A 15,055-nucleotide genomic window follows, 5' to 3' on the forward strand; every position below is an offset into this window, starting at 1 on the left:
AGTGTAATACCATTAAAATTATTTGCCCTGTGCGGCGGCCGATATCTCTTTCCAGCTTTCCCACTCGGCAATGCGGCCATCATAAACCTGTTTTACCCATGGGTAAGCCTGGCTGCCCAATAACAAACGCAACGGCGGGTTCCCGCTGTCTATAAGCTTCAATACGGCGTCGCTGGTTGCTTCGGGTATACCAAAAATGTCATCGGTTATGCCGGCCTGGAAAGCGGCACGCACGGCATCATACTCGGGCATAGCCACGGTTTGTGCAGATGAAGCGCCGGCCCAATCAGTTGCAAAGCCGTTAGGTTCAATCAGGGTAACATTAATGCCAAAGCCTTTTACTTCAGTAGCCAGCGTTTCGCTCAAGCCTTCCACGGCAAATTTTGATGCATTATATAAACCCAGCACCGGCAGGGTAGCATGGCCCAATACGCTCGAAACCTGGATGATGTGGCCATGGCCCTGCTGGCGCATTACAGGTAATACGGCCTGGGTTAACCACAGCAAACCAAAAAAGTTGGTTTCTATCTGGCCGCGGGCTTCCTGCTCGGTAGTTTCTTCAATAGTACCAAATAAGCCATAGCCGGCATTGTTAATCAGTACATCTATGCTGCCAAAATGTGCTTTTGCTTTGTTGATGGCGGCAACGCCGGCGGCGCGGTCGTTAACATCCAGTTGCAGGGGTAAAATATTGTCGCCGTATTTGGTTACCAGGTCATCAAGGGTACTTAGGTCGCGGGCTGTTGCTACTACTTTATCGCCGCGTTGCAGTAATGCTTCGGCCCATAATTTACCGAAACCACGTGAGGCGCCGGTAATAAAAATTGTTTTTGCCATTGTTTTGTTGTTTTAATTATGACACAAATGTATAGCGCCTTTTGCCGCTCCATTTATACGGAAGTGGGGAAGAATGATACATTTTAACGTAAGCGGCGCGGGACAGTAATGGGAGTGTCATGTTGAGGGGGAAAGCAATATATTGTACATTCGCTAATGCGCAACTGGAAAACAAGATATAAGGCTTTACTTGCAATAGCCATCATCGGGTTGGGTAATTTCCTCTTTATTTATGCATGGACACATGCATCGCCTGGGCCTGTATTGGGTAACCTGTTCGGCGTATTAGATGTAATCCTTACCGGCGGTGGGGCCGTATATCTTCTTATCGCGATAATTGATAAGCTGCGGCGATAAGCAGAGTATATTTGGCGTACCAAAGCAACTTTATTTGTTGCTCATCCATGATAAAAATTGCGTCTTATTAAGGTGATAATAACCTCAGTTAATATCTAACTTAGCTTCAATCTATAACTATATGAAGTGCTGCCTAATCTTTTTTATCACTGTAGTTTTTTAACAGTTTGTAGTAAACAGCCACGATGGAACAACGAGATCACCGAAATTGAGATTGCCACCGGGGGATGTTTTGGCCCTTTACCGTCCCCGCGAAGACAGAAATTCATTATTATTTACCTGTGTTTTTGCCTTAACTTTATACCATTGGAGAGATTTCGTTGGGACAGAAAATGATGCAAATGGAATGGTAACCGGAGGTAACCGCTGTGTTGTTTGCTAAAAATAAAAACAATGATTCATGAATGATACGTCGACTAATGCACCTTCCCCTGGTTTGCCGGGAGAAACTGCGATTCAATATGATCAATTTTTTGGTCCGTTATACTTTGAACCATATGCCATAGAGGTTGCAAAACGAATTGACCCGGCCCCGGTTTCTATTGTACTGGAAATTGCGGCCGGAACAGGCCGTGTTACCCGCCATATCCGGGAACGTATTCCGCCCGCGGCAAAACTAATTGCTTCGGATATTAGCGGGGATATGTTGGCCGTAGCCCAAAAAAAATTAAGCCATCTTGATATCGACTGGCAAAATATAGATGCCCAACAACTTCCTTTTGATGACAATAGCATCGACATGGTTATATGTTGCTTCGGGTATATGTTTGTTCCGGATAAGCCAAAGGCGTTTGCAGAGGCATACCGGGTGCTAAAACCGGGTGGCTTATTTTTATTTACAACATGGGATAAGCTGGAGAACAACGCTGCGTCATCTTCCTGCAGAACTATCGCACAACAATACCTGGAAGAGCCATTGCCCGAATCTTATAATCTTGCTACCTCGATGAGTGATGAGGCCGTTATAACACCATTATTACAGCATGCCGGGTTTGCAAAAATATCAATAGAAAAAGTACAACTTTTTGCCGTTAGTCCAACGGCAAAAGAAGCAACAGACGGTCTTGTAGCGTGGGGGCCTGTTTATGAGGAGATCAAAAAGCGTAATCCTGCCTGGATAGACGAGATGAAAATTAAGGTGGAAAAAGAACTCGCCGAGAAATTCGGAGCTGCTCCCATGGTTGCTCCAATAAGTGCTGTAATCAGCCAGGCGCGGAAATAGTTAGGACAACTTTGTTTGAAAGAAAATCGGAGGTGGTTTAGTTTGCTGGTACCCGCCGTTGTTGGTGTTGTCACCTCCATAGGTGTTCGGAAGAAATAAAAAAAGCGCAGGGATGTGCGATTCCTTCCCTGGGGAAGGGGAGGTAGGGGTTAAATCAGCCGTTCAAGCCGCTTTGCAACTCGCCGCTCGTATAGACCCCTCCCTGCCTTTGCGCTCATTTCCGACCGCACCCCTCCCGTGGGGAGGGAACTAAAAAGTCTTCCGAACACCTATGCTGTCACCTCCAACAAGGGCGGAGAAACTCAGTGACTCCCCAGCTCCTGCGCCAGGCCGATAAGAAGCCCCTCGGTTCCGCGAATGTAGCAGAGCCGGTATGAGTTCTCGTACTTAACCACCTCGCCTACAAGCTGGGCACCATGCTTGCTGAGCCTGGATATCATTTCGTCGAGGTTTTCAACAGTGAACATCGCACGCAGGTAGCCCAGCGCGTTCACCGGGGCTGTACGGTGGTCTGAAATTACAGGCGGATTAACAAATCGCGAAAGCTCGAGGCGGTTATGGCCATCCGGGGTAACCATCATGGCAATTTCTACGCGCTGAGAACCCAGCCCGGTAATGCGGCCCGCCCATTCACCTTCTACGGTAGCCCGTCCTTCAAGCTTCAGGCCTATTTCTGTAAAAAAGGATATGGCGTTATCGAGGGATTCTACAACGATGCCCATATTGTCCATTCTTATTAATTCGTTTTCAGCCATGGTTTTTTCTCCTTATAAATGTAAAGTAACGGTGTTCATTGAATAATTGTTTACAACAAACTTCAATGAAGTTAAACGCATTAAATTGTATGAATCGGAACCGCAGCCTATGGCAATCACTAAACCCCTGCATTTATCCCCGAAAAAAATAAAATCAAATAAATTTGCGCAACTCAAAAGTTGCATATATATTTGCAACCAGCAGGTTGCTTATTTGAACTTTACAACATGAAACAAGATATATTCCAGGCCATAGCCGACCCGACACGAAGGGCTATTTTAACTTTAATTGCCATACAGGCATTAACACCAAATGCCATGGCCCAAAAATTTGATATGACCCGGCAGGCCGTATCAAAACATATTAAAGTATTACACGAATGCGATTTGATTAAACCCGAGCAGAGCGGCCGGGAGATTTATTATCACTTTAACGCAAAAAAAATGCAGGAATTCGACAACTGGTTAGCCCAGTTCAGGCAAAGCTGGGAAACACAATTCAATCAACTCGACCAATTATTATCAACAATTAAAAAAACAGAAAAATGAACAACGATTTGCTATTTGATTTTAACGTTGACAAAGCAGCGAAAACGGTATTTATAACCAGGGAATTTAATGCCGGCCAATCTTTAGTATGGGATGCCTTTACCAAAGCCGAATTACTGGACCAATGGGGGGCACCTGCACCTATGCGTGCCAAAACCAAGTATATGAATTTTGAAGTAGGCGGGCGGCGATTTTACGCGATGATAAGCCCCGATGGGCAGGAGCGTTGGTCGGTGCAGGAATTTACATCCATTACCCCGAAAACCAATTTTAAGATGTACAACGCGTTTGCAGATAAAGACGAAAATCGTGAACTGCCGGGTTCTGAATGGGATTACAATTTCAGCGAACAAAATGGAATAACCAAAGTGGACATTGTCATTTTTAATGAATCGTTTGAACGAATGGAGAAATTATTGGAAGGCTTCAAAATAGGCTTTACCATGACGTTAAAAAACCTGGAAGACTTGTTGTCAACTTTATCCTGAGATATTAAACCGAAATAATTAACAATTAAAACATAAAAATCATGAGAGCAATTAATCCCTGGATCAACTTCAATGGAAATGCCGAAGAAGCATTCACTTTTTACAAATCAGTTTTTGGCGGCGAGTTTACAAAGATCATCCGTTTCAAGGACATATCGGGCCCCGAAATGCCGATAGCAGAAAATGAGGCCAATAAAATCATGTACATTGGTTTACCATTGGGTAAAAACAATGTGCTAATAGCCAATGATGTTCCCGGTTTTATGGGTCGGGTGAGCGAAGCCGAAAACCGGTCGAAAATATATGTGAGCGCCGATAGCCGGGAAGAGGCCGAGCAAATATTTAACGGCCTGTCGGCAGGCGGAGACGTGGAAGGTCCTATTGGCGATACCCCATGGGGTACATATGCCGGCATGTTCCGGGACAAATATGGTATTGAATGGATTGTGGAATTTGATGGGAGTTATAACGGGTAAACAGACGGAGAAACCCCTGTTTTGTAACGTCATACAAACGTTCGCCGTCCCCCAGGGTCTCTCCAATGCTATTAAGTTAAGGCCGATTTAATATCGAACACCGAATATTCGATTTCGAATAATGAAGGAAAAACTTCGGCGTTGGATATTCGAAACTCAGTGTTCGATATTATTTTTCACTTCTGCTTCTTTTAACTTAATAGCATTGGAGAGACCCCGCGGGGACAGAAATAGCATCTGTAGTGCCAGTTTAGCCCGCATATCGCCAGCTTATTTTTTATCCTGTACGATTACAGTATAAGTATAGTCAAGTTTGCGAACGGCTACGCTACTGTGTACAACCACCATTTGCAGGGGATAACCGCCTTTATTATAAGTATAATTATAAAATTCCAGGTCGTTATCACTTATTCTGTTATTAACCGGGCTGTATATATCATTAAAAGCCTGGTACAAAACGTATAAATTGCTTTTCAGGGCCTTGAAGGGGCTATTTCTTTTATCATACTTAAAATTAGTTACAAAAGTAGGCACTGATGGATTTGAATTATTATATAAACCCCGTTTGGTGATATTGCCGTCAACGTCATATACAAGTTGATATTGTTGTTGTCTGCCTACTATTTTTTCTGCATAGCCTTTACTATTCAGCGTAGTGACCAGGCTATCCGTCGGTGCTTCCGGATAATGATAAAAGGTTGTCATAACATTACCCGAATAGGAATAGGTAAGCTTATTCCATGGGTAATACTGCGTTCCGGCTTTAATCACTTCTGTTATCTTTCCGGTGCCATCGTAATTTATGGTAAAACTTACTGTAAAATTCTGCGAAGCGCTTTTATAAACAACGGTATGTTTGGTTAGCTGGTGCGCATCGGTGTAAGTAAAGTTCTCCGTTTTCGTTACCGGCGCTGGCGACAGCAGTTCATTGGTTACTATGCTCTTTAAAAGATAAATGGTGTCTTTTTTGGGGACTTCGGTGTCTGTTCCCGAATTTTTGTCCTTTTTGCAACTGGCCATCAAACCCATTAATGCAACCACTATGATCATGTGTTTAAAATTCATGAGATTAAAGCTTAAACAGGTATACAATTGGAGAACGTGTTAACAAAGCTACATGAAAACACCGAACTATCAATAAGTTAACTAAAACAAATTTATGTATTTGCTGATGATGCAACAAATGCCTGCTTCCGGAAGAAAGCAGGCATTTGAAAGAAACTTATACTTTTGAAACAATTATTTTTTCGTTGTGGCGAAACCGCCGTCAACTAATAATTCCGTCGCTTTGTCGTTCATTTTTTTGGGGTTATAAAGTTAAAAACCATACATACCACCCGATACGGAAATTTGCTCGCCCGTAATCCACGCTGCATCATCCGAAGCAAGAAAAACGGCAGCTTTCGCAATGTCTTCGGGCTGGCCTCTGCGGCCAAGTGGTGTTTTGTCGACAAACATCTTTTCATACTCACTGCCGGCGGTAACGCCCGCGCTGGCTGCGCCTTCGGTTGCTGTAGCGCCCGGCAAAATAGAATTGATACGAACTTTTTTAATGCCCAACTCCTTAGATAAAGCTATGGTGAAGGCATCCAATGCTGCTTTAGTTGAAGAGTACAATGAGGCATTTTGAAGAGGGTATTTACTTGCACCCGAACTGATATTGATAATGTTGCCTCCCTTATCGCCGAAAAGTTTCAAAGCCGCCTGGATGGTCAATATTGGCCCTAACACATTCACGTTGAAACTTTGGTGGAAATCTTCTACCGAAATTTGTTCAATAGGCGCATATCCTTGAGATACCGCGTTATTTACTAAAATGTCCAGCGTGCCGAAAGCATTCTCAGTTTCTTTAAACAACCTGCTTACATCGGCTTGTTTAGATACATCGGCCTGTACTGCAATGGCTAAGCCTCCATTGTCGGTTATCTCCTTAACCACCTTATCTGCGCCTTCTTTACTTGAGGCATAATTTACAACTACTTTTGCGCCTGCTGCCGCGAAGTGTTTGGCAATAGATGCGCCTATTCCTTTTGAAGCACCGGTAACTACCGCTACTTTATTTTTTAATTTACTCATCATTTTGAAAATTATTTTAGTTATTTAATGGCACGGGTACATCCCCGTGCCGGTGTGAGGTTAACTACTTAGCCAAATAGGTCATGCCGCCATCAACAAGGAGTTCGGCACCAAGCATGAACGAAGAATCGTCGGAGGCCAGGAAAACCGCTGTTTTACCAATGTCGGCTGGTTGCCCGATTCTGCCTATCGGCATTTGATCTGCAAAGTGCTTTTTTACCGCTTCCATTTGTTCCGCGGGAACAAACTTGTCAAATGCTGGTGTATCTGTTGTGCCTGGTGTGATTACATTTGCCCTGATCTTCCTGTCTAAAAGGTCGCTTGAAAATCCTTTGGCTAAATAGATAACAGCTGCTTTTGCAGCGCCATAAAGCGTAAAATTCGCATACGCCCGATGTGCCGCGTTTGACCCGATCAAAATAATAGAACCACCATCATTCATATAGGGCAATGCTTTCTGAACAGTGAAATAAACACTTTTCAGGTTCAGGTCAATTGCCTTATCAAAGTCGGCTTCGCTAAAGGTTGCCACAGTTCCTACAGTTCCGGCACCTGCATTGGCTACAACCACGTCTATTTTACCAAATTTTTCGGCTGTTGCTGCAAACACCCTTTCCAGGTCGGCAAGGTTGGTTATATCGGCATTTATGGCTATAAAGTTATCTCCAAGCTGGGCCACGGCACTATCTAAAGTTTCCTGGTTTCTGCCCACAATAGCTCCTTTAGCACCTTCACTTTTAAATTCCTGTGCAATGCCAAACCCAATGCCACTATTACCGCCTGTAATAACTACTACTTTATCTTTTAATCTACTCATTTTTAATTTCTATTTAAATTTGTTTCGCAAAGATATTATCAATAGTTTATATTTGTAACCATCAACGGTGTATTCTGGTTACCATAGGGTAACTACAATTTTAAATGTTATGAAGGACGAAAGATTTTGCAACTCGAATTGCCCATTTACCAGAGCCATTGGCACTATTGGTAATAAATGGAAGCCGATAATTATAAATGTAATTGGTACCCGTACCATTCGTTTTGGTCAGCTGGATTCTATAATACCACTCATTTCAAGGAAAGTATTAACCGAGCAGTTAAAAGAGCTGGAAGAAGATGGACTATTGGAAAGATTGGCCTATAAGGAACTGCCGCCAAGGGTAGAATACAAGTTGTCTGAAAAAGGCTTAGCTTTTTTGCCAATTTTAGAACACATCAAAGAATGGAATTTAAAATATGAGGTAGCTTTAATACCCAAAGAGACTGATAGGGTAACTTACGCCGGATAGTGCGAGATAGAAACCCGGCAATGAACGGGAAATGGAAGATATCAGTTATCTTGTCGATTTGTACACCGAAAGAAAATTGCCGTCCCCTAAGGGGCTCTCACGGGGACGGAAAGTCCATTCATGAAACCAATAAACCGGAATATTTTTTCTATATTTGAATATAAACTGCAAAAATGGAGTAAATAATGATTCAATATATCAAAATCAAAAACTTTGGCCCGATTAGGGATGAGGTGGAACTTAGTTTTGAGGCAAATTTGGCCGATGATATGGCCGATGATATTTATTTAACAACAATGCCCGATGGATGTAAACTATTGAAGTTGGCCTACATTTATGGGGCAAATGCATCCGGTAAAACAACGGTGCTAAAGGTTTTTGAATTTCTGAGAAAACTTTTGCTGCGCCCCCTGCTGGATAAATCGGCTAAACTGGACTATGAACCGTTTTTATTTTGCGAAGATCCGCAGCAAAACGAGTCATTTATAGAACTGGCTTTTTATGCCAATCAAATCCGTCATATTTACAGTGTTACGTTTAACCAGGAAGCCATTTTAAATGAAAAACTTGTTTTTTTTAACAGCGCCAAACCTACCGAGCTTTTTACGCGGGATACCGATATGGATAAGCGATTGGCAAAAATTCAGTTCGGCAGTAAAATAAAAGTACCTGCTAAAGAACGCGACCGGCTGGAAAGTAACACCCTGCATAACAATACCGTTTTTGGCGCTTTTACTAAAACTAATACCGATATCCCGGATTTGAACGCGCTGAATATCTGGATGAACCTTTTTTGGTTAGGGCTGATTAGCAGCAGTACAAATGTAATGGGCGAAACCGCGCTGATGATTGCCGATAACCCGCAGGCAAACAAATGGATGGATAAATTCATGAACAAGGCCGACAGGCAAATCAGTAAAGTACAGGCCGATAAAGAAAAAACTGCCGGTGCTTTGCTTAAAAACCTCGATGCTACGAGTATCGGTTTTATGCCGCGAAATACCTTTGATACGAATACAGCTAATACTACTCCTGTGGATGCGGCTTTAACTACTGGCAAAATGTATGGCGGTGGAGATGTCTATGCGTTAAGGCGCAAAATTATGTTTACACACCATACAGACAATGGCAGTTATACCCTGCCCATTGATGCAGAAAGCAGCGGCACGCAGCGGTATTTTTCATTGGGCGGCCCATTATATACGTTAGTGCACAGAGATTCTATATTGTTGGTAGATGAATTGGAGAATTCGCTTCATCCGGATTTAATGAAACATTTTCTGCAAACTTTCCTGGCCAATGCAGAGCAGTCTCAAATGCTGATAACAACCCACAATGTGGCGCTTATGGAGGAGATTGATTTTATTCGCCGGGATGCCTTGTGGTTTAGCGAAAAAAAGGAAGATGGCTCTGTCGACCTTTATTCTGCGGCTGATTTTGATACCGGCATCCTACGCAAGGGGGCCAGTTTAATTAACGCCTACCGCGCCGGCAGATTAGGCGCCAAGCCTAATTTGGGTTCACCTTATATAGCACAGGAGTAAATGACCAGGCATCCTAAAAGGCGCAACCTCCGGTTCAGCGTGGCATTGGTTGGCGACGGATTTACAGAAAGCATCTATTTTACAGACTTTCGTGATGCCGAACGACCTGATAATTTGCGTATTATTCCCGATTTCCCAGGTAAAATCGGCAGTTTTTCAGGAGTGCTTGATCGTGCGATGGAACTTGCGCAGAACTATAACAAGGTATATGCTTTAATAGATATGGACGCTGTTATAGCGCAGCAGCAACAACAACCGTACCTGCAACACAAAGCCATAGCCTTGCGTTCGGGAGTGATAGTTTTGGAAAATAATCCGTGTTTTGAGATTTGGCTGCTGCTGCACTTTAAACCAACCGGCAGGTTATTTTTAAATTGCGAGCAGGTAGTAACAGAATTACGCCGTTTTATCCCCAATTATAACAAAGGCCTAAAATTCCTGGAGGCAGCAAGGTTATTTACTAATTTACGCGACAGGCTGCCGGATGCCATGAATAATGCCGCCATGCTGGAGCGGGATAGAGATGACCACGACCCCTCATATCCAAGAGCAGAGGTATACAAATTTTTTGAATGGTATAATGTTGGGCGGCTTGTTTAAGCCACTTTTGATATACTTGCCGATACAATCACAAGTCCTCTACCCCCTCATTACGTCGATAAGTCACAAGTCATCTGCCCACTGGCCATCGAACAAGACTTGCGCTAAGGAACCAATATTTGCGCTAAAGGTTGACCGGAAAACAAGGAATATTTTTAGCTTATTGACGAGATGACTTAATGTTTTTAATACGTTGCTTATCTTTTAGTAACTTTTCTTTATCGTCAATTGGTTTAAAAGTTCCCCCTCCACTTGCCCCGCGCTGTACAACAATCACTGTGGGTGGATTAGAATTGATATTAGTTAAGTTACATGAATTTATCATTTTAATGCTTTCCTTTAAGGATACTGCGGCTGGATCTTTATTTAGTAAAACAGATAACTTAGCATATTTAACTACACTGTCGCATTTTTGAAGTCCGGAGTAGCTTGCTGCGATATAATAGGCTACTAAATCGCTATTTCTTAATTTGTAGGATTTCATTAACACCTGGATAGCGTTATAGTATTCTTTACGGTTGTAGTAACCAACTCCGGTTTTGTAATCAGTTACATATTGGGGTTCTTGCCAACTTACCAGGAAGCACGATCCTAAAGCTAAAAAGAATATTTTCATTATCTATATGGAGGTATGGTATCGGTTAGAAGTGGCTTGTATATCGAATCGGGTTTCGAAATGGTAGTTGCAGTCGTACTTCCATTGTCATAGTGGTATGGTTTCTCCACAAAAATAGCGTATGCTATCAGGCACGTCCCTAACAAAACAAAAAGCAGACCGGGAGAAGAACTTACTAAACCAGCTTTAATTCCTTTATATTCACTGGTGAAATTAAACTCTCCTTTAACACCGGTGTTAATTAAATTGTATCCTAATTTAACTATTAGATAGCCTAAAAAGAAACAGATAACTTTCATTAAGAAAATTAAGCCGATACTATAATAATTAATCATAGTGAATTGGTTTGGTTGTATAAATATGTAGATTTAAAAACTATAAATCAAATGTTAAAATAACTATTATTTATCTATACGTTTTCCTATCCCGATTGATAAGCTATATCTATTACCGTCTCTCGCAGATTTAAGTTAGCATTTTTACCACAGGTCTTGCGTGAAGGAATGTGTGACGGTTGACATATGCTTTACGATATGTTTCATAAATAAGTCCAAATCCTCTACTCCTCAAGCGGCCGCACAAGACGCGCCAAGGGGGGGCTAAGCGGAACGCCTGGCAGCAGAGGCTGAAAGCCTAAAATCGATACTGTCTGTCAGACGATTTATTGAAATTATTTATCCTCGAAACAGTAACTTTCAAAATAAATTCATTTACCGGTTTGCTGCGCAATTAGGATGCGCAGTAGTGGGTTTATTTAGATAGATTATGAAAATATTTTATGAACGCCATTGAGATTTATCAGGTTATAGATGACCCGCAGGAGCAGTATAAGCACTACAAGGTTGCCGAATGCTTTGCAGAGTTGGCTCAGGATGACGACGAGAAGAGTCCCGAATACCAGCTGGAAAGTATCGCGTTTACTTTTTATTTGGATGACAAGGCCAGCGTGGCCGGTATTTCAACAGCAGGGATAAAAATAGCCTCGACACCGGCTGCCAAGGCTTATTTCCAACAGCGACTTTCTTTGACAAAGCATCCTGAAACGCTCACTCGCTATGGCCACTTGCTATGGCAACTGTACCGTTATTTTCCTGGTTATCAAGTCGCTATAGGTGCCTATCTTCAATTGGCAGAGTATGCGTTAGATCGGCTTGGTAATAATGATAAATATTTCTTGCGGTGGAGCAGGACGATTTACCCGGCCCTGATTTTAAGCGCAGCCACTAAGGACCAGCAATCTTTTGATAAGGCGGTGGGATTGACTAATCACCTGCTCTCCTTACCTGTTCCGTTATGGATGAAAGGACGTACCCTGGATGAGGTCATTAAAAACCTGAAAGGTAAAGCCAGGATGCTCGATTTGGACATTTATGTCCAGGAAGCACTCCAGCAAACAGGAAATGGTGGCTACACTTTGTATAAAGAAAATTATGAAACAGCGATTAAGGCTGATATGCTGATGGGGGCTAACAGGCAAGCATTGTTATGGGAGCAAATGGGTGACGGCATCAGGTCACATGCACTTAGCCGTACGAATGATCCTGCTCGCATTGTTATTTTGCCCCAGCTTGCCGAGGCGATGGAGTGTTATAAGAAAGCGAAAGCCGAGGATAAGTTCCGAGATACCGCAATAGAATACCAGTCGTTCAAAAAAACAAGGAAAGTTAGCCGGGTTCTGGTCAACTTGATAGACGGTGATAAGGGACGTTTGCTTTATGACTATATCGAAGCTCGAAAACAAGAATATTTGACAATGCCAGTTGATGATATATTGGTCAATTTAGCGACGGACCTTACCTTGCTGCCGTGGGACGGCGGCGAAAACGAGAAAGGGCCTTACGATCAACTCACTCGGCAACTCACACTCGTGAACTTTGACATTAATCAAAATCCTAAAGTATTGTCGGCAGCGGGAAGCGAACGGTTCAGTAAAGCCTGGACTTATAAAATGAAGTACAAAATATTTAGTCAACAATATATCAGCGAAATTATGCATGAACTTATTAACAAGGGGGAATTATCTATAAGTGTGCTGGACGCCTTTTTTGAAAAGACTTGGATTGGTAAAACAACGCTTACAACCAGTAGCGGAAACACTGATGAAGAATATCAGCTATATGCTGCGATACGCCCTGCATTACTCTATTATTTAGAACAAGCCGAACGGAGCTTACGTAGTGAAGAGGCTGATTTCGTGCTTTGCACAGATACGCTGGTGCTTAAATATGAAATGCTGATCCGTTTTTTTTTACAAAATTGCGGGGTCGCCACAACTGCGATAGATAGCGCAAGCGGAGAACCGCGGGAAAATTATTTACCCGAACTACTTGATAAACTTCCTCAAGATCGCTTCGATGAAAAAGACAAATTATTAATGCGGCACATCTATACAAAAAACGGCATGGATTTGCGAAACAACATTGCCCATAGTTATCTGGCACCTAAAAGTTACACGCTGGAATTAGCAGATACAGTGGTATGGTCAATCATTCGGTTGGGGCAGTATACCGCTACTGATCAAGCTTCGGCTGATTTATGAGACAGCTGGTCGAATATAGATTGTATTTCTTGGCGATATTTGGTATTTATTTGTGCAGGCACATTTTCTACATATTGTTTCGCTGACTGAAACGCTTCGGCACTTAGTTGTTTTAAATGGGTATGCACATTATCTATTGTAAATTCAAGTTGTGTTCTCTCGCGAAAATTCGGGGATAAATCTGTCCTGATAACCGCATCAATGTCAGTAAGCCGTTGCCATAAAAACAGGTTAGAAAAGATAGATTCATTCGCCTTCTTAACTTGTTTGTTATCACTTTGAAAATTATAAAAGCCTATATGTTGTGTAACTGTACCTTCTCTAAGTCTTAAATTATCAATAGCTTGGTTTAAATTATCAAAAGATGAAATAGCATATAAGCTGATGACCTCGGGGTAGCCTGGACAAATCACTAATGTCAGTCTTCCATCAAGAGATACTCTTTTAAATTCAAGAGGGAGCAGGGGGCCATCTTGATACCACTTTTCACCGGTGATATTTAATTGTTTGGGTTGCCATATCAGCGATCCCCAGCCTAACACTGCGATTTTCATGTTTTGATTTAGAAATTGAATGTACATAAAATTGTTCAGCCTGTGGTCGTGTTTTCACCGCACCACGCCATTATCGACTGAGCCCCACGTAGGGGAATAGCAGCGAATACCGGCCCCGCGCCCAATGCCTAAGGTCGCATAAGCGAGTCCAACGCGACCAAAGGAGCGTTACCTCATAATTATTTACTCTTCACCTTCGGCCTCAACGTCAAAAATATCTCCTTCGCCAAAGCCTGCTGTGCCTCACTAAGATTGTGGGCATCCATCACAATAGCATTAGCGCTTATCCCCGAAAACATATGGGCTTCCTGTTTACGCATGTAAATCCCTGTTATTCCTTTTAGCCCTTTTTTAGGCATTATCAAACGGCGGTAATGGCGCTGTATGGTATCTAATTTTACAATATGGTTTTTAACCTCCTGCGGGATAAAAATTGGCAATTTAAACTTGTCTTTCTTGTAAGTGCATGCTGCTATAAAATCGCAGCCGCGGGCAAATGCACTGTCGCTTTTATTACAGGGCCTTATTTGGGTTAACTGGGTTTTCCTGTCGTCAATGTTGGGGTGTAAGGTGGAATTTACAAACCTTATAATTGCTTCTTCTTTCCACCATCCCCGCCGGATATATTCCTGCTCACTCATTACAAGAGTATCGCAATACCAGCCATAGTCAAAAGAGAGATCAAAATCCTTTCCCTTTAATGAGCCGGGTTGGGAATCAATGCCCTTTTCAAATTTGAGGGTAAAGTAATCGGGAACATCAATTACAAAATCATGCAGGTTGATGGTTTTCCATCCGGGTTTTGGAGGTGGACTGCTAACAAAGGGTTTCTGTGCGGGTTTGCTGTTATTGCAGGCGAAAAATGCCAGGATGAGGAGGATAAGGTAGGTTTTGCGCATTCTGATTTAATTATGTTGCGACTAATTTAGCAGTTTATGGGTAATTCGGGCTATCATAGGTTTTCGAATTCATTATTTCCTCCCCCCGCGTAAGGGATAGCAGCGAATACCGGCCCCGCGCCTAATGCCTGGTGCCGTATAAGCGAATAGCCCGACCCCGCTTCTACCATCGGGGTTACGCCATAATTATTTGCGTTACCTTCATAGTTCATTAAACCCCTACCTTCCCTTCTCCAGGGAAGGAATCGCACGGG

18 protein-coding genes are annotated in these 15,055 nt (G+C 42.6%); 9 read left to right on the forward strand and 9 right to left on the reverse strand.

The features are described 5' to 3' along the window. Positions 1–18: 18 nt before the first annotated feature. Entirely contained in the window at positions 19–837 is an 819-nt protein-coding gene (locus BMX56_RS08235) for an SDR family NAD(P)-dependent oxidoreductase (RefSeq protein WP_090644226.1), read from the reverse strand. Positions 838–993: 156 nt separating this feature from the next. Here BMX56_RS08235 and BMX56_RS08240 point away from each other — a divergent pair, with 156 nt between their 5' ends. Then, positions 994–1,194: a hypothetical protein gene (locus BMX56_RS08240; RefSeq protein WP_090644231.1), complete on the forward strand. Its 201-nt coding sequence runs from the start codon at positions 994–996 to the stop codon at positions 1,192–1,194. Between the two features lie 400 nt (positions 1,195–1,594). Next, positions 1,595–2,416, forward strand: a complete 822-nt coding sequence (locus tag BMX56_RS08245; protein ID WP_090644240.1) for a class I SAM-dependent methyltransferase — start codon at positions 1,595–1,597, stop codon at positions 2,414–2,416. 302 nt (positions 2,417–2,718) lie between these two features. Here the strand turns inward: BMX56_RS08245 and BMX56_RS08250 are convergent, their stop codons facing one another. Continuing rightward, positions 2,719–3,171 (reverse strand): VOC family protein, encoded by a 453-nt coding sequence (locus BMX56_RS08250; RefSeq protein WP_090644249.1) that lies wholly within the window; start codon positions 3,169–3,171, stop codon positions 2,719–2,721. A 228-nt stretch (positions 3,172–3,399) separates the two neighbouring features. On the opposite strand from BMX56_RS08250, the gene BMX56_RS08260 reads away from it, so the two are divergent. From BMX56_RS08260 to BMX56_RS08270, 3 genes are read left to right on the forward strand one after another with little or no spacing between them, the layout of a single operon-like run. Further along, positions 3,400–3,720: an ArsR/SmtB family transcription factor gene (locus tag BMX56_RS08260; RefSeq protein ID WP_090644261.1), complete on the forward strand. Its 321-nt coding sequence runs from the start codon at positions 3,400–3,402 to the stop codon at positions 3,718–3,720. Continuing rightward, positions 3,717–4,208 (forward strand): SRPBCC family protein, encoded by a 492-nt coding sequence (locus BMX56_RS08265; protein WP_090644267.1) that lies wholly within the window; start codon positions 3,717–3,719, stop codon positions 4,206–4,208. The genes BMX56_RS08260 and BMX56_RS08265 overlap by 4 nt, the downstream gene beginning before the upstream one ends. 41 nt (positions 4,209–4,249) lie before the next feature. After that, positions 4,250–4,684 carry a VOC family protein gene (locus BMX56_RS08270; RefSeq protein ID WP_090644270.1) on the forward strand — a complete coding sequence of 145 codons (435 nt, stop codon included), beginning with the start codon at positions 4,250–4,252 and terminating at the stop codon, positions 4,682–4,684. 270 nt (positions 4,685–4,954) lie between these two features. Here the strand turns inward: BMX56_RS08270 and BMX56_RS08275 are convergent, their stop codons facing one another. The 3 genes from BMX56_RS08275 to BMX56_RS08285 all read right to left on the reverse strand — a co-directional run bounded on the left by BMX56_RS08275 (position 4,955) and on the right by BMX56_RS08285 (position 7,577). Beyond that, positions 4,955–5,749, reverse strand: coding sequence for a hypothetical protein (locus BMX56_RS08275; protein ID WP_090644275.1), 795 nt, complete (start codon positions 5,747–5,749; stop codon positions 4,955–4,957). A 252-nt stretch (positions 5,750–6,001) separates the two neighbouring features. Next, positions 6,002–6,763, reverse strand: a complete 762-nt coding sequence (locus BMX56_RS08280) for an SDR family NAD(P)-dependent oxidoreductase (RefSeq protein ID WP_369829633.1) — start codon at positions 6,761–6,763, stop codon at positions 6,002–6,004. A 61-nt stretch (positions 6,764–6,824) separates the two neighbouring features. After that, positions 6,825–7,577 carry a glucose 1-dehydrogenase gene (locus BMX56_RS08285; RefSeq protein WP_090644284.1) on the reverse strand — a complete coding sequence of 251 codons (753 nt, stop codon included), beginning with the start codon at positions 7,575–7,577 and terminating at the stop codon, positions 6,825–6,827. Between the two features lie 109 nt (positions 7,578–7,686). On the opposite strand from BMX56_RS08285, the gene BMX56_RS08290 reads away from it, so the two are divergent. The 3 genes from BMX56_RS08290 to BMX56_RS08300 all read left to right on the forward strand — a co-directional run bounded on the left by BMX56_RS08290 (position 7,687) and on the right by BMX56_RS08300 (position 10,193). Then, positions 7,687–8,049: a winged helix-turn-helix transcriptional regulator gene (locus BMX56_RS08290; RefSeq protein ID WP_090644288.1), complete on the forward strand. Its 363-nt coding sequence runs from the start codon at positions 7,687–7,689 to the stop codon at positions 8,047–8,049. A 185-nt stretch (positions 8,050–8,234) separates the two neighbouring features. Then, a complete protein-coding gene (locus tag BMX56_RS08295; RefSeq protein ID WP_090644292.1) occupies positions 8,235–9,593 on the forward strand; it encodes an AAA family ATPase in 1,359 nt (452 codons plus the stop codon). After that, positions 9,594–10,193 (forward strand): RloB family protein, encoded by a 600-nt coding sequence (locus BMX56_RS08300; RefSeq protein WP_090644294.1) that lies wholly within the window; start codon positions 9,594–9,596, stop codon positions 10,191–10,193. 160 nt (positions 10,194–10,353) lie between these two features. Here the strand turns inward: BMX56_RS08300 and BMX56_RS08305 are convergent, their stop codons facing one another. Continuing rightward, positions 10,354–10,809, reverse strand: coding sequence for a hypothetical protein (locus tag BMX56_RS08305; RefSeq protein ID WP_090644297.1), 456 nt, complete (start codon positions 10,807–10,809; stop codon positions 10,354–10,356). Positions 10,810–11,587: 778 nt separating this feature from the next. Here BMX56_RS08305 and BMX56_RS08315 point away from each other — a divergent pair. Beyond that, entirely contained in the window at positions 11,588–13,348 is a 1,761-nt protein-coding gene (locus BMX56_RS08315) for a DUF4209 domain-containing protein (RefSeq protein WP_090644305.1), read from the forward strand. Here the strand turns inward: BMX56_RS08315 and BMX56_RS08320 are convergent. The 3 genes from BMX56_RS08320 to BMX56_RS30095 form a co-directional block, all read right to left on the reverse strand. Next, a complete protein-coding gene (locus BMX56_RS08320) occupies positions 13,327–13,902 on the reverse strand; it encodes a hypothetical protein (RefSeq protein WP_090644309.1) in 576 nt (191 codons plus the stop codon). The genes BMX56_RS08315 and BMX56_RS08320 overlap by 22 nt on opposite strands. 179 nt (positions 13,903–14,081) lie before the next feature. Beyond that, positions 14,082–14,801, reverse strand: coding sequence for a hypothetical protein (locus BMX56_RS08325; RefSeq protein ID WP_090644313.1), 720 nt, complete (start codon positions 14,799–14,801; stop codon positions 14,082–14,084). A gap of 53 nt (positions 14,802–14,854) precedes the next feature. Further along, positions 14,855–15,013: a hypothetical protein gene (locus tag BMX56_RS30095; protein WP_177183753.1), complete on the reverse strand. Its 159-nt coding sequence runs from the start codon at positions 15,011–15,013 to the stop codon at positions 14,855–14,857. Positions 15,014–15,055 lie beyond the last annotated feature (42 nt).

Origin of the sequence: Mucilaginibacter sp. OK283, assembly GCF_900110415.1 — a bacterium.
Lineage (GTDB): Bacteria > Bacteroidota > Bacteroidia > Sphingobacteriales > Sphingobacteriaceae > Mucilaginibacter.